Source organism: Haloarcula rubripromontorii (assembly GCF_001280425.1).
Classification (GTDB): Archaea; Halobacteriota; Halobacteria; order Halobacteriales; family Haloarculaceae; genus Haloarcula; species Haloarcula rubripromontorii.
Genome location: NZ_LIUF01000002.1, coordinates 642277 through 659129, shown reverse-complemented (window position 1 = coordinate 659129; position 16853 = coordinate 642277). Strand labels below are relative to the sequence as shown.

The following is a 16853-nucleotide window of genomic DNA, read 5'->3' as shown; positions in this document are numbered from 1 at the left end:
TCTAGACAGTATTAAGAAGAATCGCCGGCATCTATCCCGTTGTACGCGGCTATCGTTTCACGCGTCACCAGCACAGTTCGTCGAGTACCGTAGCCGCGACTTCAGAGCTTGCTACGGCCACCACCGAATCGCAGACAAGAAGGATTAAACGCTATCGATGAATACGTATTCGCCGCCAGAAATGACAGGATCACGGGTAGCTACGACGAGGGGTATCGACCGACAGACGACCGCTGTCGGGAGGAGGAGCGGGCGATGAGTAACAGCGACCTTTCCGCCGACGAGATCACGCTCCCGATCAAACGTACTGACGGTGACACTATCGAAGAGCGACTCACAGGCAACGCCTACCACAACATCCTCCCGGCTCGCTACCTCCGGAAGGATGCCGACGGTGACCTCATCGAGGAACCCGAGGACCTCTTCGACCGCGTCGCGAAGAATATCGCACTCGCCGAGGCCGTGTTCGAGGCCAACAAACAAGACGTCGACGTACACGTCTCGCCGGACCAGCTGAAGCCCGACCACCCGCGTCGCGACGAGCTCGCAGACGAGGTGTTCGGCAAGGGAACGTCCGTCGACGACGATGTCGAGACCGAACTCTCTGTCTATAACGTCAACAAGTTCGCCTACGAGACGGTCGTACCGGAACTGCCCGAGGGCGTCCGCGACCACGTCGAGACAACCGCCGACGCCTTCCAGGAGCAGATGGAACAGCTCTCCTTTATGCCGAACTCGCCGACGCTGATGAACGCCGGCGACGAACTCCAGCAGCTTTCGGCCTGCTTCGTCGACTCGCCGGCCGACGACATCGACGACATCCACCAGACCGCAAAGGAGGCCGCGCAGGTCTTCCAGTCCGGCGGTGGCATGGGCTATGCGTTCTGGAAGCTCCGCCCGTACGGCGACCCCGTCGGCTCCACCGGCGGCATCGCTTCCGGCCCCATCACGTTCATGCGGACCTACGACCAGATGTGCGAAACTATCGCACAGGGCGGGGCTCGCCGCGGCGCACAGATGGGCGTCATGCGCGTCTCTCACCCGGATGTCATCCAGTTCATCCACGCCAAGAACAAGGACGTCTCGCTGGCCGAGACGCTTCGCCTGAACGACCCGGACGACTTCACGCACAACTCCTTTGCCGAGGCGCTGGAGGAAGCACGGGAACTCATCGACGACGACGGAAAGGTGCCAAAGCACCTCCGGAACGCCGTCGAGGGCCATCTCTCGAACTTCAACATCTCCGTCGGCGTCACCGACGACTTCATGCAGGCGCTGAAAGCCGGCGAGGAGTTCACCTTCACCAACCCGCGGACCGGCGAGCCCCACATCGTCACCGAGGAGACGAAGGAACTGTACGACATGTTCGGCCTCGGCGAGCACGTCGAGGTCGGTGAGGAACTCTCGATTCCGGCCGAGGAACTCTGGGACGACATCGTCGAGGGCGCTCACGAGAACGGCGAGCCCGGCGTCATCTACCTCGAACGGGTGAACAAGCAACACTCCTTCGACGTTGAGGAACACCCCGAACACGAGGTTCTCGCCACGAACCCGTGTGGCGAACAGCCTCTCGAGGAGTACGAGGCCTGTAACCTCGGGCACATCAACCTCTCGACGCTGGCCGCCACGGACGCGCCGGACTGGCGCGTCTGGTCGGACCGGCACGCTGACGAGTACGACTCGATTGAAGGGGCTATCGACGCGTTCCTCGAAGAAGCGATCGACTGGGACGAGTTCGACCGACGCATCGAACTCGGCACCCGCTTCCTCGAAAACGTCGTTACGATGTCCGACTTCCCAGTCGAGAAGATCGAGCAGAAGGTCCGGGAGATGCGCAAGATCGGCCTCGGGATCATGGGCCTCGCGCAGCTGTACATCCAGCTCGGCGTCGCCTACGGGACCGAGGAGGCCAACGAGATCGCCCGGCAGACGATGCGACACATCAACCACGGGTCCAAGGCTACGAGTCACGAACTCGCCGAGGAACGTGGTGTCTTCTCCGAGTGGGAGAACTCCAAGTACGCGAACCCGACGGCATACCCCGACTGGTTCGAGAAGCAGACCGGCGAGGACGCCGCGGACTGGGAAGACGGCTACCCCATCCGCAACCACAACACCACGACCATCGCCCCGACCGGGACAACCTCGATGATCGGCAACACCACCGGTGGGTGTGAGCCGATCTACAACGTCGCCTACTACAAGAACGTCTCCGACGACGTGCAGGGCGACGAGATGCTCGTCGAGTTCGACGACTACTTCCTGCGGGCCCTGGAGGACAACGACATCGACGTCGAGGCCGTCAAACAGGAGGCCCAGGAGCAGATGGCCAACAACGAGTTCGACGGCGTCGACGGGCTGACGACTGTGCCCGACGCCATCGGCGAACTGTTCGTCACGACGGGCGACCTCTCGGCGAAGCAGCACGCAGGTATTCAGGTGGCCTGTCAGGAGGGCGTCGACTCCGCTATCTCGAAGACGGTCAACGCCCCGAACGACTCCACGACCGAGGACGCCGCCGAAGTGTTCGAGTACATCTACGACCACGGCGGCAAGGGCGTCACCTACTACCGCGACGGCACCCGAAGCAAGCAGGTGCTGACTACGCGCGCCCAGAACACGGAGTTCTCGGACATGGACGCCGAGGAGGTCGTCGCCCAGATAGAGGAGGTCTTCGGCGGCATCGAGGGCTTCCTCGAAGACGAGGCCGTCCAGGCCGCCCTCAACGACTCCGTCGAGGAAATCCTGAGCGTCGCCGACGGCGATACCGACGCCGAGTTCGCCAAGAAGCAGACCCGGCCGGACGTGCTCCACGGCGTGACCCAGCGCATCGACACCGGCTACGGGAAACTGTACGTCAACATCAACGAGGACCCTGAGGCCGACCGCCCCTTCGAGCTGTTCGCCAACATCGGCAACTCCGGCGGGTTCACGGCCTCCTTTACCGAGGCACTGGCCAAGACCATCTCGACCGCGCTCCGCTCGGGCGTCGACCCCGAGGAGATCGCCGACGAACTGCAGGGGATCCGGTCGCCGAAGGTCGCCTGGGACAAGGGCGAGCAGATACAGTCCATCCCGGACGCCATCGGCACGGCCCTGCGTCGCTACCTTGACGGCGATGTCGACAAGGCCTATCCCGACCAGACCACGCTTGAAGAGACCGCCGAGAAGGCCGAAGACGGGACCGCTACGCAGACCCAGACCGACGGCGGCGCGGCTGCCGCAGCCGACACGAGCGGCGACCAGCAGGACATCATCGACGCCGGCGAGAGCCCGGAGTGTCCTGACTGTGGCTCGCTGTCGCTGTACTACTCAGAGGGTTGCAAGACCTGCGAGTCCTGTGGCTGGTCCGAGTGCTAATCGGGAAATAGAGCGAATCCACCCTCAATATTCAATATATGAATGGGAGTTGTTATACTGAATCACTACATGCTCCCCTGGTTCAGCGACGCACAGAACTAGATGTTGAGGGTGGTAAGATCCAGTCCTTCTACGTTCAGTTGGAATATAATATCGCTCCAGAAGTGTCTCAGGAGGATGATTGGGTACAGGTAGCATGCTTTGATCATCAGCCAGACCATCCGAGAGGTCACGATATAACTCGTGAGGGACTTCATATGGATATTCGACATCCCAATGAACGAGATCGTGTGACTACCGATTTCCCAACGGTTGAGCTAGCTGATGCTCCAAGATTTTGCGAGAAATACTTGGACGAAAACTACCAAAAGATCTGTATGAGGTACGCAGAGTGGGCTGACCTACAGTCTAACGACTGGACTCGGGCTCTTCTTCCTTAACTACGATTTCCTGTTCGTCAAAATCCGGAATCTCGTAATCGGATGCATCGAATTCTTCCCGAGGTTTTCCCGTCATTTTTGACAGGGCGTCTGCAGCATTGTCACAGTCGCCATTACCACGCTCTTTTGATTCAAGTGTCATGTATGTCTCCCCGGCTACTACTGGAAGAAACAATTGACTCGGGGGACATAAAACCCACAGTGATTACTAAGCTTTGTGGTCAAAACTCCCACAGCAGTATAGTTGATGATACCAATAGGGACATGTTTACAATATCGGACCAATTTTGGAGGCATGTGGTTTGTGTGACACACGGAGTCGGCTTTCACCGCGCTTGAAGCCCGTTCTTTTCACGCTCGCTGACGCGCCAAGCGCCGGCTACCGGAACTCCGTCACGTCGTACACGCCGGTAATCGTCGTTTCCTCGACGGTCGCGGTGATTTCTGTCCCTTCCTCGGCTGCCGAATCTGCGACGAGTGTGATTGGTTCGATGGGCTGGCGGCGGAGAAATGCTGCAATCCGTTCGAGCCACGACGGCGTCCCGCCTTTGCGGCAGACGATAACGTAGCGCGATTCGGCGAGCGACGCCATCTCGGGCTCGAAGTCGTAGTCCTCGTGATCGGCCGGCGGGACGACGTGAATGACCTCACCGGCAATCGTCTCGTCCATACGCACGGTAGCGACTACAGCGGTATGTGCCGCTCGCTTTGCACTACGAGTACTGTTTGGAGACCCAGCCCGAGGCACCGCTGGGATAGGAGTCCGTTTCTTCCTCGGGCTGCACTTCGCCGCGCTGGTCGACCATCCGAACGACAACGGTGTGGCCGCCCGAGGGCGGGTCGTAGGTGTACTCCCACTGTCGCCACGCGTCCTCAGCGGGACCGTTGCCGTCGGCCGCCGGCAGTTGCTCCGAGAGCGTCGCGTCCGCCCACGTCTCGCCGCCGTCGGTGGAGACCTCGACGCGCTGGACGCCGCGCAGGCCGGCGTAGGCGGGGCCGCCGATCCGCCGACGGCCGTCCGAAAGCATCGATTCGTGGTGGAGTTTGGCGACCGGATTCACCGGTCCGGTCCCCTGCCAACCGCGTTTCTCCCAGTAGCCGTCGGCCTCCTTGTCAAGGACTTCGATCTCCGAGATCCACTTGACGTTGACCTCGCCCCAGTGGCCGGGAACGAGCGCCCGGACGGGGTAGCCGTGGCCGCGCGGGAGTATCTTCCCGTTCATACCGTAGGCGAGCATCCCGCCCCGGAGCGCGTCGATGGGGAACTCTTCGTAGTAGTCGTCTTCAGCTCGGAGCATCACGCACTCACAGCCGCTCTGGACGCCGGCTTCTTCGAGCAGGCTGTCGACGGGAACGCCGGTCCAGAGCGCGTTATCCGTCTTGTAGCCGTTGAGGCTCTCCCCCACACAACGGAGCGTGACGAACCGATTTTCGGCGTCCATCTCCAGGATGTCCCCGTAGTCGAGCGTGATCTCCTTTTCGACGGCACCGGTGATAGAGAGCGACCAGTCCGCGGCCGAGATCTGCGGGTCGATGGAGTTGATATCGACCTCGTAGAAGTTCTCGCTGACCAGCGGGTCTATGTCGCCAAAGCCAAGCGAGGACTCCGCGGCGACGGCAAGCTTCTCGTCGACATCGTCGAGGTCTGCCCCTGGCGCATTCAGTACGGGCGCGTCGTCGCCCGTCGTGGCGACCGATCGCCGGTTACCAGCCGTGTAGCCGACCGTTGCCGCGGCGACAGCCGCACCGACCGTCGAGAGCGCCCGCCGTCGTTTCGAGGATATCGGTGACACCGAGCCACTGAATCCGTCGAGGAGTTGCGCAAGGCCGACGACGGCGGCGGCGGGGACCGCCGGGCCAGCGGCAAGGACGACTTCGCCGGTGAGAACGACGCTGACTGCCCAGGTGACGACAGCTGTTCCGACAACGGGGAGGGCGCGGTTGTTCGCCAGTTGCCCGATGAGGATAGCTGCCCTGGCCGCCAGTGCGATGAACAGCCCAGCGAGCGCGATGGCGAACAGGAGATTCAACTGTTGGCCGAGACTGCCAAGCGTCGAGATGGCGGTCGAGACGACGATACCGGGCATCGACCGTGCGAGCGTCCGTTCGATAGGCGAGGCGATGAACGCGGGTGCGTAGCCAGTGACCGCGTAGGAGCCGGCCAGGCCCGCGACGGCTGCGAGGGCGCTGACCAGCAGCCGCCCGCCGGGCGAGTCGAGAAGGTCGTCAGTCATAGCTGAACTGACGGTCTACCCGGCAAAAGAGATTGTTCCAATTTCACCCAGATTTCGTTCCGAAACTCCGGAAGACACAAGCGAGCGGGGTTGTTCTACGGAATCATGGACGAGCAGCCCGGCGGTCGACCCTGTCCGCTCTGTGAACGGGCAATGTACCACCGACACTGCAAGTACGTCTGTCCGGAGCACGGCGTCGTGTACGACTGCGCTGACACGTTCTACTGACGAGGCGCTCACGGGTTTATTAGCTTGGAACAATGAAAAGGGAGGTATGAGTGGTCACGGGGAAGAGATTTCGGTGCTGCATGTCGACGACGACCCCGACCTCGGTGACCTCGTTGCGGTCCATCTAGAGCAAACGCACGGCGACATCTCTGTCTGTACCGAGCGAAGTGCGGCCGACGGGTTAGCGCGACTATCTGAACACGCGTTCGACTGTGTCGTCAGCGACCACGACATGCCGGGCATGGACGGACTCGAGTTTTTGAGGGTCGTTCGCGAGGAGTACGAGGAACTCCCGTTTATCCTCTTTACTGGCAAAGGAAGCGAGGAAATCGCGAGTGACGCGATCTCTGCCGGCGTCACCGAATACCTGCAGAAGGGAGTCGGAACGGACCAGTACGCCGTGCTCGCGAACCGTATCGAGCGGGCTGTAGGGGAACAACGGGCCAAGACCGCGCTCGAAGAGTCTGAGCGGATGCTGTCGACGCTCATCTCGAACCTTCCGGGAATGGTGTATCGGGCGCGGAACGAACCCGATTGGCCGATGGAGTTCGTCAGCGACGGTGCAGCGGAGCTGGTCGGCTACAGTTCGACGGCGCTTGAGAGTGGCGACGTTTCCTGGGGCACGCTCATAGAGGAATCCGAGACGGAGCGTCTCTGGGAGACGGTCCAGACCTGCATCGCCGCCGACGAACCGTTCGAAGTCTCCTACAAGATCGAGACGGCTGACGGTGAGACTCGGTGGATGTGGGAACGCGGGCGTGTCGTCGACACTGACGACGACGGCGTCGAAATCCTCGAAGGGTTCATCACTGACGTCACTGCCCGCGAGGAGCGCGAACGGGAACTCGCGGATCAGCGGGCATTTACCGAGAAACTCATCGACTCTATCGACGATATGTTCTACGTGGTCGGTACCGACGGGAGCCTGGTCCGGTGGAACGACACCGTCCCGTCGGTGACCGGGTACACCAACGAGAAATTAGCGTCGATAGGAATTGACGACCTCATTGTAGATTCTGACCATGATAAACTATGGCGGATATTCGAGGAGACGTTGGGGACCGGATACGGAACCATCGAGGCAGGTGTCGAGACGGCTGACGGCGAGCAACTCCAGTATGAGTTCAAGGGATCGCTCATCGAGGACGAGCGCGGTGACCCGTTCGGGATTGCCGGGATCGGCCGGGACATCACCGAGCGGAAGCGTCGAGAGCGGGAGCTCAGAGAGTATCGCACGCTGGTTGAAAACGTCGGAGATCCGATGTACGTCCTCGATAGGGACGGGACCATAGAGATGGTGAACGAGGCGATGGCCGTCCATCTGGGGTACGACCGCTCGGAAATCATCGGCTCGGAGCCGGCCCGGTTCATGCCCGACGCGGACGTCGAGGAGGCGGCAGAACTCATTCGTGACCTGCTCGACGACGAGAAAACGTGGGCGTCCTGCGAGATACGCACGATATCCGCTGACGGGACAGTCAGGATTAACGAGGACAGAATCGCACCACTGTTCGACGAGGATGGGACCTTCGACGGCTCTGTCGGTGTGATGCGTGAGACGACGGAACGAAAGCAGCGCAAGCGGGAACTCGAACGCTACGAGACGATCATCGAGGCTGTCGGCGACCCGGTGTACACCCTCGACGACGAGGGCGTGTTCACCTACGCGAACGAGGCGATAGAGCGACTGACGGGCTTCGAACCGGACGCGCTCATCGGCGAACACATCTCCACGATCATGGCCGGTGATGATATCGACCGCGGCAGCGACCTCATCCGGACCATGCTGTCCGATCCGACCCGGCAGAACGTGACCTTCGAAACCGATATTGTCGACCAGAACGGGGAGTACACCCCCATCGAGATCCACATCGCGTTACTTCCGGCAGCCGATGGCGAGTTCAACGGCACGGCGGGCGTCATCCGCGACATCAGCGACCGGAAAGAGAGAGAGCGGCAGCTCGCGGAGTTCGCTTCCGTCGTGAGCCACGACCTCCGGAACCCGCTGAACGTGGTCAAGGGGCGAATCTCGGTCGCCCGGACATCGGGTGACGTATCACACCTCGAGGCGGCAGAGTCCGCGGCCGACCGGATGGACGACCTCATCAACGACCTGCTGACCCTCGCCAGGCAGGGCGAGACGGTCGGCGAGACGACGATGGTTGACCTCGCCGCCCTCGCTGGGCAGGCCTGGGCCGATGTCGAAACAGGCGAGGCCAGGCTGGAAAAACACGGAACGGCGACGGTTGAGGCCGACGCGGCACGGCTCCGGACGGTGTTCGAGAATCTGTTCCGAAACAGTGTGGAACATGGGTCCACGAGCAGTCGGTCAGGGACCGACGACAGCGTGGAACACGGGACCCCAGCGGACGACGACGCGCCGATGACGGTCTCCGTCGGCACGACGGACGACGGCTTTTACGTGGCCGACGACGGGGACGGAATCCCTCCGGAGGAGCGACAGGACGTGTTCGGCCGCGGCTACACCACAAGCGACACCGGGACCGGCTTCGGGCTGGCAATCGTCGCTGAGGTCGCACAGGCTCACGGCTGGTCGGTGTCGGTGACAGAGAGCGAAAGCGGCGGCGCGCGGTTCGAGTTCACGACGTGTTCGGAGCGTTGATGTGGCGATAGGCCGGTCCCGCAAGCACCAGCACAGCCAGCGCCGCAGAAAACAGCAGGACGTGTGGGAGCGCGTCGATAGTGAGGCCGGTGAGCGTCAACGACCGCAGGGACGCCCCTGCCGTGACCTCGACGGCGACCCACGGAATCTCGCCGAGGAAGGTACCGACGGCGAACGACCGGGGCGAGACGCGGGCGAATCCGGCCCCATAGGACACAGGGTCCGCGGGAACCGGTGAGAGCCGCGCTGCGAGGACGCCCCGCATCTCGCCGGTCACCTCGATGATCCGGCGGCCGGAGTCCCCCAGCCAGCCGAACATCCCACCCTGTTCGCCAGCCCGGAGTGCGAAGCGGTAGGGGATGAGGCAGGTGACGAGTGCACCCATCAGTGCGACCGGGAAGCCATACTTGATGCCGAGAGTGAAGCCGACGAACGCGGATAGCGGCATCGTCGGCCACGCGAAGAACGGGCGGACCAGATACAGTCCGACGATAACGCCCGCGAGGTAGACAGGATGGTCCGCGAGGTGCATCAGTTGGGCCACCACGCGCTCGGGTGTAAGCAGCGTCGTCACGATAGCGACGACTGCCACCAGCCCGGCGGTCCCGACCAGCTGTCGCTTCGCGAGGCGGTCCATCTACCCAATTGGGCGGCAGCAATCGACAAACGCTTTGTGGTATCTTTTACGTTGTTCGGGGTTGAATCGGTGATTGTGTCCGAGACGCGAGACCCGGTCGAACTGGGTGTCGAACTGCTCGCCCATCTGGAACACGGGGAGCTGTCCGTCGCCGACGCCCTCGACCGTATCGAGACGGTGACAACCAATCCACAGGTCCAGCGCGAGATACTCGATACCGCCGTGATGCGGGGCCTCATCGAACGCGAGAACGGCGTCGTCCGCCCGCGGTCACAGGGGTCGTACGTGAATTTCGACAGCGATGTCACTGTCCGTGAGGGGGAGTTCTCGTGTCAGCGCTGTGGTGCAGCTATCAGTACGGGCCACTTCGTCCAGTTCGACGGTGGCGAACTGGGACCGTTCGGATCGACGTGTATTCGGAAAGTGTTAGGGCGGGAGTAGCGAGGCCGTGGCCGCGACAGAGGCCACGGCCTCGGTTAGGCGAACGGCGACGAACGGAGCCGTGAGCAGCGAGGAGCGGAACGGAGTGAGCGGCCCTCGGAAAGCGAGCGGGGAGGAACGACCCGCGAGCAAAGGAGCACGACCGCGGTCTCAAATTTTCGCCCCCGTCAGAAACAGCAGTCTCAGCGGCCTTGCCGGAGTTCCTTGATGAGCTGTTTGATCGTACGCTCTTGCTTCTGGAGCTGTTCGTTCTGGGCCTCGACAGCAGCGGTCAGTTCGGCGACCTGTGCTTCGAGTTCAGTGATATCGGGGTCCGTGGAGGTGTCCGGCTCGACCGAGTCAGTGTCTATCCCTGCTGTGCCAGTGGCTCGTGTCTCCGTCGTGGCTTCGGCGGTAGGTCCCTGCTCACTGGCCGGTTGGGTCGCGGCCTGCGTGCTGGTGCTCGCAGATGCAGTCTCGGAATCATCACCGCCCTCCTCGTCGTTGCTCACAAGGGGGTCGATACCGGATTCCAGGCCGAGACCGTTGCCAGCTTCGTCTGCACTCTCGTCTGGGTCGGCCCCGACCTTGGTGTTGAGGTCGGCAAGCGAGTCGACGTCGTGATACGCGAAGAGTGCCTCTTCGAGCGTTTTCCGGACCATCGGTGCTTCCTCGGACGGAGCCTTGATGCGTTCCGGTCGCTCGTTAAACGAGAGCACGACAGCCGTAGCGACGCTGCCCTCTTCGAACTCAAGGCCGGTCACGTCATCGAAGGAGAACGCTTCGTAGTCGGCATCCCAGGTGACGTTACCGATGTGCTTGAGCAACTGGCGGTCGGTAACCACCAGCGTGAGTTCGCTGAACCGGAACACGCCGGCGAGACTCTCGTCCGGGGCAATAGCGCCCGAGACGGCGAGCTTGCCTTCGAGTAGCCGTTCGAGGACGGCGTCGCTACGGTTGCCGGGAACGGACAGCTCGAGCTTCTCGCCGGTGTAGATGAGCGAGAACTTGGTCTTGCGCCGGCCCTCCGAAACGGTGAGCCGTTCGAAGTCGTGTGGATAGCTGGCGACCTTCTCGTCGCTGAGAAGGCCCTCACTGCGGTAGACGAGCGTCCGGGTCGGTGTGAAACAGGCCGCGTCTTCGTCGCCGAGGTTGACACCGCCCCGGATCTCCTCGTCCCCGAGTTCCTGCTGGACGAGGTCTGGTATCTCCATACTGCCTGCATACCTGCGTGATGGCTTAAATCCGCGGGTCGAGTATCAGCGACGATGCGCCCACCCAGCGTGGGACTGTGCCACAGTCCCGGTGGAGATGAGAACCTTCAAGACGGCTAACGGCCAACGGCTGAATGCACCCGCGCCCGGGTGGCTTAGCTGGACATAGCGCCGCACTCATAGGGTCTCTTGACTCATGCGGCAGTGCAACCCGTCATGACCCGGGGCGCTCGTCACGCCCCAGACCTGGGCCATGCGGAGATCGAGGGTTCGGAGCCCTCCCCGGGCATTATCCAGATCACATCGGTCAGTAGCGACCAGCATCTCTGTCACGAACCCGGACAGACAGCGTTGTGCCGGTTGAAAGAGTGGTGTTCGAGCAGGTCACCGCAGCGGTGAGTGGCTCTCAAACGCCGGTACGTTCGGCATGGCAGTGGCGGAGACTGGAGCGAAGTTTCACTGAACAAGAATCGCCAGCGGTTACCCAGACGAGAGGCCGCTGCCGGGGAACTGCTGGAAAACAGACTCGAAATCGTTAATCTCTGCCGCCGTGGCGTCGACTCTTTCACGGAGTTCGTGGAACTGTTCGTTGACGCTCTGGTATTCGTCGCTCGCTTCGAGTTGCGGCGTGTTCTTCTGCATCTCTAGCGTTGCCTTCTTCGAAGCCACGGCGAAGTACTCCTGGACCTGCTCGTCGTACGTGGTTCGGACGAGCATCTCCGAGACAGTGTCGAGGAGCTCCTCGCGGGTGACCGGCTTGGTCAGGTACTCGTCGAAGGGCATCTCGACGATGTCGAAATCCGGGTCGACGGCCGTCACCATCACCACTGCCGGGTCGATGCCCTGTTGTGCAATCGCGTCTAGCACCTCGTCACCACTCATCTCGGGCATCTGTCGGTCCAGAAAAACGACGTCGACCGACGCGTCAGCTAACTGGAGCGCTTCCGTACCGCTGTGTGCGGTTCGAACGTCGTGTGCGGTCTGCAGCCACGTCGAATACAGATCTGCGATGTCTTGCTCATCGTCGACGACGAGCACCGTTGCCTCCTCCGTCTCACCACGCATTTGCACTTATTATCCCTCCTGTCGACTTGCGTACTGCTCTCATGGTGACTTTCCTGAACAACGAAATAAAGGTATCCAGCATATTATCGATTATGAGAATGTAGTAGTTATTCTATTGCCATTTTATGCGGCTGTACTGTCACAATGCAGTGACTCATGCCAGAGATGTTAACATAGCGGCGTCCGTACGCTGTGTGTATGGTGACTGTCTCCGGACCGTGGACAAGCGAGGAGATGGAACAGTTTCTCAGCGCCGAAACTGTGCCACTCCGCCTCGGGTGTCGAACCCCAGCAGACAGGCCCTGGATGCTCTCGCTCTGGTATCGGTTCGTTGACGGTGCCTTCGAGTGTGCGACTGGGGCGGACGCGGCAGTCGTCGACTACCTCGACTATGACGCCGATGTCTCGTTCGAAGTCTCGACGAACGAGCCACCGTACTGCGGTGTCAGGGGTAACGGGACAGCGACGATGACAGCGGACGAGGATAAAAGCGTTCTCACTGACTTGTTACACCGGTATCTCGGCGGCACTGACTCGCCGCTGGCCAAACGACTGCTTGCACCTGACCGCCGTGAGATACAGATCACCATCACACCCGACCGCCTCCACACCTGGGACTACAGCAACCGAATGTAACAGCCTGCACCAATGGAACCCACAGACTCAGCCATGGACACAGATCCAACAGACATCAAGTCAATTGCAATAAACGCAACTGACCTCGTCGCAGCCATTGAAGCGACTGCAGACGGATCAGAGACCGTGTTACGCGTCACACCGCCGTTCAGCGGTCGGATGCGGGCGCGTCTCCACGTCGTCCAGCCCGACGACGACGATGAACCGATACACATCCAGCCCGACTCACTACTGGCGACGGACGCACCGTCGTATCCGACGCCCGACGACACCGCCGACGAACTTCGGGACGCGGACGACGAGACGTACTCGGTGGACCGCCATCGGACATACCACGAGCAACGACTCGCCGAGTGGCGTGAGTCACTTCCCGACCACGTCGCCGATAGCACGACACTAGCGGATACAGAACACGACGTAACCGTGTCACTACTCGGACCGTAATCGGTCGGATACGCCAACCGGAGGTATCAGTGAAATCGGAAGTGCCACTCAGTATCACACAACATCTGCGCCGCGAATAAAACGTCTAAGCGCCGCTCAGACTATAGTAAAATGGACCACTGGGGTGTCCCTGCGCGTGAAACGAAGCGAAACGGGCGGAAACCTCTAGAGGTTATAAGCTATCTCCAGTGGAAGTCGTGGACAGGTCCCTCCCACATGTCAAGTTCGTCTGCATACGAGTTACTCGCCCAGTTTGATGAGTCCATACCGGAGTTCGACGAGCCATTCGTCTCCGCCGTTCGAGGTATCGCATTCTGGACAGCGATTGCGCTCCCGTTTCTCTATCTCCCGCTACTGGTTACTGGCCTGCACTCCGGAGCGACGCGGACCGCGTTCGTCGCACTCGTCGTCTGTAACGCCGTGTCGCTGCTCGTCGGCCACTCGCACGGCGGAAGCGACTGAGCGGCCGCGGTGAGTCGCCGCCCCCCGTCTGCGCTCATTGTCTCAGCGATCCATCGATGTTCACATCGAGACGAGGCCCCAGCCTGTTCCACATTCACGTTGCTGTTGGCTGTCGGCCCTCTGTGAGTATGTTCTCCAAGTGTGTGCCGGATGCTCACCGGGAGAAACGGGGCTGGAGTACAGCCCGTTATGCAGGGATAGGGAGGTCCGTCGCTATTCCTTAGCCCCGTCCATGCGTCGGCGCATCTCTTCGGAGCAAGTACCCTCGGGCTTGCGCCATCTTCGTCGCGGCCAAGCGCGTCTTCGACGAGTTTGGCGGCAAACTCGGCACCATCACGTTCGTGGCGTGCCTCGCGGCCTACGGGCTGTGGACGGTCAACAGCAGGTAGACGATAGGATGGACGGGCGGACACGGCGGCGAGGACCAGGAGATTCCGTTGACAGACACAGTTGGTGGCGTGCCGCCGTGTCCACTCGGCGATTGGACTACACCGAAATGAGATGGGACCGTAAGAACTGTGGCCTATTTCACACATACAGGCGACACTTCCACACCGTATGCAATGTTCTGGAGGCCGCTCTTCGCGTTGTGCTGGCTCACTTTGTGTCCGTGGACCGACTGTCGACGAGGTCGACCCATTCTCTGAGCGGCCCCCGAATACCATCGACTGAGACCGTCACGTCGCCGTCGAACCGCCACGTCGCTTGTGGTGCATCCGAGCCGAACTGCATCGGAATAGAGACAGACAGCTCGTCGGCCGAGAGGTGGAGTGGCTCGTTGCGGTCAACCGTCTCGTCGAGCAGTCGCTCGATGGCCAGGCGGAGCTGTTCCGGGTCCGGATCTGGAAGGTCTGTGGAGTGACTCATGTCTGTGGCTTAGAGCCGAAGCTACCTCCGTGTTGTGACGGACCGGACGGTTTTGCCCTGTCATTTAGGGGTGTGTGGCCCCCAGACTGCGACGATGAAGTTGCCAACGCCGTACGCTCTCGGTGGGACCTACTACGTCGAGACGGTGTCAGTCGGGAAACAGACGGACAACGAGACCGTTCGCGATTGCGTGGTCTGTGGCGGCCACGTGTACGCCGACGACTGGCATCTCGTTGTCGGCGTCGTAGACACGACCGGCGACCGACAGCGCCATCATCACTGTAGCGACGATTGCCTGACCGAGTGGCTCACACTTATGACGGCTGCCTGAGCGGCGGCGAGTCCGCGGAGTCTTGCCGATGGAGCGCGTCGGGGGACTATGGACGAGCGCACGGGCGTGTTCAGGGTCTACCGGGTCGTCAACGCGGTCCCACATATCAATCTGTTCGACACTGCTGCAACGCGGCTCTACACCGTGTACCAGTCCGGCTACGGCGAGCGGCAGCCGGCGGTCGACGACCTCCGGACGGGCGATCTCGTCGAGGCGACGCTGGGCGGCGACCCCGACGACTCGGATGAGGCTTGGTCGCTGCTTTCGTTCGAGCGGCGTGACCGCGTTGCGATGGATTTCGCCGTCGACACCGACGTGCCGGCAGTGGCGGCGGACCTCTGGGAACCGGGCCTGGAACGGCCGGCGAGCACTGTTCTCGAAGAGGACGGCGAGCCGGTCGCAGAGTGTTTCGTGCAGCCGCGCGCGCCGCTGCCCGGCGGCACGTTCGTCCCGAGTGTACTCACCGGCCTCGTGCCGATGGAGTCGCTGCTGACCGAACTTCCCGGTATCGGCGAGCCGCCGACGGACGCTATCTTCATCGATCCCGACGCGCCCGACGCCGACTCGTACTCCTACCCCTACGGCGTCGCCGTGCTGTTTACCGCCGCTGCTGACGAGCTACTCACTGAGTTCCGGGAGCGATATGATCTCGCTGCCGACGTGGACAACAGGCCCGAATACGACCCGTACGGGCTGTGAGTCGCCTTCGGTGAGAACGAGCGGCGGGCGCTACATCGTGATGACGAGCGGCACCGGGACGAAACAGAGCATCCCCAGAACGAACGTAAGCAGGCCGACAGCCCAGCGGCCCAGTCCCAGCGGCGTCTCGTCCAGCGGCGTCGCGGAGCCGAGCCGGCCGAACACCAGCGCCAGAATTCCCCAGAACGCCCACAGCCCGGCCGCCCGCCCGCCTTCGAAGGCGACGAGGTAGCCCGCGAGCCCGAACAGGGCGGCGGGGACGGCTAGCTGGACCAGCGACAGGCGGTCGCCAAACAGCGACCGGGCGACGTGTGCGCCGTCGAGTTGCCCGACAGGCAGGAGGTTCAGGAAGGTCACGAACGCCCCCACCCAGCCGCCGATGACGACCGGGTTCGGGAGCAGTTGCGGGTTCGCGTACTCCAGCGGTTCGCCCATCGCCGCGGCGATGCCCTGCAGCAGGAGCGGGTAGCCGAGTTCGATGTTCGTGACGATGCCGCTCGTGACCTCCACCGGCGGGAGCGTCACGCCGATAGCAGTCACGACGACCGTCGCGGCGAGGCCCGCGAGCGGGCCGGCGACGCCGATGTCGAACAGCGCCTTGCGGTCGGGGATGTGGTCGTTCATGCTGATGACCGCCCCCAGCGTCCCGAGGACATTCGGGAACGGCAGGAAGTACGGCAGGCTCGCCTCTACCTCGTGGTAGCGACTCATGACGTAGTGGCCGAACTCGTGGACTGCGAGGATGCCGAGCGCTGCCGCGGCGAAGGGCCACGCCGCGAGCATCGCTGTCGGGTCTTCGAGAACGGACAGCCCGTACCAGCGAGTCCCGGCGTACAGCGTCGACAACAGCGTCAGGACGGCGAGTCCGACGTTCAACCACGGGATGCCGTCGACGCCGAGCGACCGCTCCTGTGCAATCAGTACCCACTCGCCCATCTCTCGTTTGAGCGCGACGCGATACCCGCGCTGGCGGAACGCCGGCGCGATGCGGTGGATGACCTGCTCTGACTCGGTCATCGGCTCGCCGTAGTACCGGACGCCGTCCTCTGCGGTCCTGTCGACCTCGTAGACGTGGAAGGTATCCGCGAGCGCTTCCGGGTCCGGCAACTCCGGCGGCGAGGACTGGGTCGCCATTACTTCCGTTTAGGGTTCGACCCGTTTGAACCTGTTTGCCGGCCCCGCTACGGACGGGG

At 62.1% G+C, this 16853-nt stretch carries 18 protein-coding genes and 1 tRNA gene; 11 read left to right on the top strand and 8 right to left on the bottom strand.

All coding sequences use genetic code 11. From position 1 onward, the window contains the following. Positions 1-255: 255 nt before the first annotated feature. Together AMS69_RS08550 and AMS69_RS21265 are read left to right on the top strand one after the other, a co-directional pair. On the top strand, positions 256-3360 hold the full coding sequence (locus AMS69_RS08550) for an adenosylcobalamin-dependent ribonucleoside-diphosphate reductase (protein WP_053967640.1): 3105 nt from the start codon (positions 256-258) through the stop codon (positions 3358-3360). 38 nt (positions 3361-3398) lie between these two features. Continuing rightward, entirely contained in the window at positions 3399-3800 is a 402-nt protein-coding gene (locus tag AMS69_RS21265; protein ID WP_077067771.1) for a DUF7718 family protein, read from the top strand. Here AMS69_RS21265 and AMS69_RS20120 read toward each other — a convergent pair. The 3 genes from AMS69_RS20120 to AMS69_RS08540 all read right to left on the bottom strand — a co-directional run bounded on the left by AMS69_RS20120 (position 3769) and on the right by AMS69_RS08540 (position 6034). After that, positions 3769-3942: a hypothetical protein gene (locus AMS69_RS20120; protein ID WP_155119941.1), complete on the bottom strand. Its 174-nt coding sequence runs from the start codon at positions 3940-3942 to the stop codon at positions 3769-3771. The two genes, AMS69_RS21265 and AMS69_RS20120, sit on opposite strands and share 32 nt — an antisense overlap. A 237-nt stretch (positions 3943-4179) precedes the next feature. Continuing rightward, on the bottom strand, positions 4180-4470 hold the full coding sequence (locus AMS69_RS08545; RefSeq protein ID WP_053967639.1) for a DUF7526 family protein: 291 nt from the start codon (positions 4468-4470) through the stop codon (positions 4180-4182). A gap of 43 nt (positions 4471-4513) precedes the next feature. Further along, a complete protein-coding gene (locus AMS69_RS08540) occupies positions 4514-6034 on the bottom strand; it encodes a sulfite oxidase (RefSeq protein ID WP_053967638.1) in 1521 nt (506 codons plus the stop codon). Between the two features lie 105 nt (positions 6035-6139). On the opposite strand from AMS69_RS08540, the gene AMS69_RS21070 reads away from it, so the two are divergent. Together AMS69_RS21070 and AMS69_RS08535 are read left to right on the top strand one after the other, a co-directional pair. Then, positions 6140-6262, top strand: coding sequence for an HVO_2523 family zinc finger protein (locus tag AMS69_RS21070; protein ID WP_004591539.1), 123 nt, complete (start codon positions 6140-6142; stop codon positions 6260-6262). 46 nt (positions 6263-6308) lie between these two features. After that, positions 6309-8885 carry a PAS domain S-box protein gene (locus AMS69_RS08535; RefSeq protein WP_053967637.1) on the top strand — a complete coding sequence of 859 codons (2577 nt, stop codon included), beginning with the start codon at positions 6309-6311 and terminating at the stop codon, positions 8883-8885. Here AMS69_RS08535 and AMS69_RS08530 read toward each other — a convergent pair. Further along, positions 8863-9522 carry a TVP38/TMEM64 family protein gene (locus AMS69_RS08530; RefSeq protein ID WP_053967636.1) on the bottom strand — a complete coding sequence of 220 codons (660 nt, stop codon included), beginning with the start codon at positions 9520-9522 and terminating at the stop codon, positions 8863-8865. The genes AMS69_RS08535 and AMS69_RS08530 overlap by 23 nt on opposite strands. 51 nt (positions 9523-9573) lie before the next feature. Here AMS69_RS08530 and AMS69_RS08525 point away from each other — a divergent pair, with 51 nt between their 5' ends. Beyond that, positions 9574-9963: a DUF5830 family protein gene (locus AMS69_RS08525; protein WP_053967635.1), complete on the top strand. Its 390-nt coding sequence runs from the start codon at positions 9574-9576 to the stop codon at positions 9961-9963. A gap of 182 nt (positions 9964-10145) precedes the next feature. Here the strand turns inward: AMS69_RS08525 and AMS69_RS08520 are convergent, their stop codons facing one another. Beyond that, on the bottom strand, positions 10146-11156 hold the full coding sequence (locus tag AMS69_RS08520; RefSeq protein ID WP_053967634.1) for a DUF7115 domain-containing protein: 1011 nt from the start codon (positions 11154-11156) through the stop codon (positions 10146-10148). Between the two features lie 144 nt (positions 11157-11300). Between AMS69_RS08520 and AMS69_RS20115 the strand changes: the two genes are divergently transcribed. After that, a tRNA-Met gene (locus AMS69_RS20115) sits at positions 11301-11445 on the top strand. Positions 11446-11636: 191 nt separating this feature from the next. Here the strand turns inward: AMS69_RS20115 and AMS69_RS08515 are convergent. After that, positions 11637-12227 (bottom strand): HalX domain-containing protein, encoded by a 591-nt coding sequence (locus AMS69_RS08515; protein WP_053967633.1) that lies wholly within the window; start codon positions 12225-12227, stop codon positions 11637-11639. Positions 12228-12419: 192 nt separating this feature from the next. Between AMS69_RS08515 and AMS69_RS08510 the strand changes: the two genes are divergently transcribed. From AMS69_RS08510 to AMS69_RS08500, 3 genes are all read left to right on the top strand, one after another. Further along, positions 12420-12857 (top strand): pyridoxamine 5'-phosphate oxidase, encoded by a 438-nt coding sequence (locus tag AMS69_RS08510; RefSeq protein WP_053967632.1) that lies wholly within the window; start codon positions 12420-12422, stop codon positions 12855-12857. Positions 12858-12890: 33 nt separating this feature from the next. Beyond that, positions 12891-13301: a hypothetical protein gene (locus AMS69_RS08505; protein ID WP_053967631.1), complete on the top strand. Its 411-nt coding sequence runs from the start codon at positions 12891-12893 to the stop codon at positions 13299-13301. Between the two features lie 216 nt (positions 13302-13517). Continuing rightward, entirely contained in the window at positions 13518-13763 is a 246-nt protein-coding gene (locus AMS69_RS08500; protein ID WP_053967630.1) for a hypothetical protein, read from the top strand. Positions 13764-14360: 597 nt separating this feature from the next. On the opposite strand, the gene AMS69_RS08495 is transcribed toward AMS69_RS08500, so the two are convergent. Further along, on the bottom strand, positions 14361-14630 hold the full coding sequence (locus AMS69_RS08495) for a hypothetical protein (RefSeq protein WP_053967629.1): 270 nt from the start codon (positions 14628-14630) through the stop codon (positions 14361-14363). Positions 14631-14724: 94 nt separating this feature from the next. Between AMS69_RS08495 and AMS69_RS08490 the strand changes: the two genes are divergently transcribed. Further along, complete coding sequence (locus AMS69_RS08490; RefSeq protein WP_053967628.1) at positions 14725-14961, top strand: DUF7576 family protein; 237 nt, start codon at positions 14725-14727, stop codon at positions 14959-14961. A gap of 48 nt (positions 14962-15009) precedes the next feature. Beyond that, on the top strand, positions 15010-15660 hold the full coding sequence (locus AMS69_RS08485) for a hypothetical protein (protein WP_053967627.1): 651 nt from the start codon (positions 15010-15012) through the stop codon (positions 15658-15660). A 30-nt stretch (positions 15661-15690) separates the two neighbouring features. On the opposite strand, the gene AMS69_RS08480 is transcribed toward AMS69_RS08485, so the two are convergent. Then, positions 15691-16794 carry a site-2 protease family protein gene (locus tag AMS69_RS08480; protein ID WP_053967626.1) on the bottom strand — a complete coding sequence of 368 codons (1104 nt, stop codon included), beginning with the start codon at positions 16792-16794 and terminating at the stop codon, positions 15691-15693. Positions 16795-16853: the final 59 nt, after the last annotated feature.

Coding starts and splice junctions, on each gene's coding strand:
- AMS69_RS20120 (WP_155119941.1), bottom strand. CDS start 3,942: ATGACACTTGAATCAAAAGAGCGTGGTAATGGCGACTGTGACAATGCT.
- AMS69_RS08550 (WP_053967640.1), top strand. CDS start 256: ATGAGTAACAGCGACCTTTCCGCCGACGAGATCACGCTCCCGATCAAA.
- AMS69_RS08505 (WP_053967631.1), top strand. CDS start 12,891: ATGGACACAGATCCAACAGACATCAAGTCAATTGCAATAAACGCAACT.
- AMS69_RS08530 (WP_053967636.1), bottom strand. CDS start 9,522: ATGGACCGCCTCGCGAAGCGACAGCTGGTCGGGACCGCCGGGCTGGTG.
- AMS69_RS08540 (WP_053967638.1), bottom strand. CDS start 6,034: ATGACTGACGACCTTCTCGACTCGCCCGGCGGGCGGCTGCTGGTCAGC.
- AMS69_RS21265 (WP_077067771.1), top strand. CDS start 3,399: ATGAATGGGAGTTGTTATACTGAATCACTACATGCTCCCCTGGTTCAG.
- AMS69_RS08495 (WP_053967629.1), bottom strand. CDS start 14,630: ATGAGTCACTCCACAGACCTTCCAGATCCGGACCCGGAACAGCTCCGC.
- AMS69_RS08480 (WP_053967626.1), bottom strand. CDS start 16,794: ATGGCGACCCAGTCCTCGCCGCCGGAGTTGCCGGACCCGGAAGCGCTC.
- AMS69_RS08500 (WP_053967630.1), top strand. CDS start 13,518: ATGTCAAGTTCGTCTGCATACGAGTTACTCGCCCAGTTTGATGAGTCC.
- AMS69_RS21070 (WP_004591539.1), top strand. CDS start 6,140: ATGGACGAGCAGCCCGGCGGTCGACCCTGTCCGCTCTGTGAACGGGCA.
- AMS69_RS08545 (WP_053967639.1), bottom strand. CDS start 4,470: ATGGACGAGACGATTGCCGGTGAGGTCATTCACGTCGTCCCGCCGGCC.
- AMS69_RS08490 (WP_053967628.1), top strand. CDS start 14,725: ATGAAGTTGCCAACGCCGTACGCTCTCGGTGGGACCTACTACGTCGAG.
- AMS69_RS08485 (WP_053967627.1), top strand. CDS start 15,010: ATGGACGAGCGCACGGGCGTGTTCAGGGTCTACCGGGTCGTCAACGCG.
- AMS69_RS08520 (WP_053967634.1), bottom strand. CDS start 11,156: ATGGAGATACCAGACCTCGTCCAGCAGGAACTCGGGGACGAGGAGATC.
- AMS69_RS08535 (WP_053967637.1), top strand. CDS start 6,309: ATGAGTGGTCACGGGGAAGAGATTTCGGTGCTGCATGTCGACGACGAC.
- AMS69_RS08510 (WP_053967632.1), top strand. CDS start 12,420: ATGGTGACTGTCTCCGGACCGTGGACAAGCGAGGAGATGGAACAGTTT.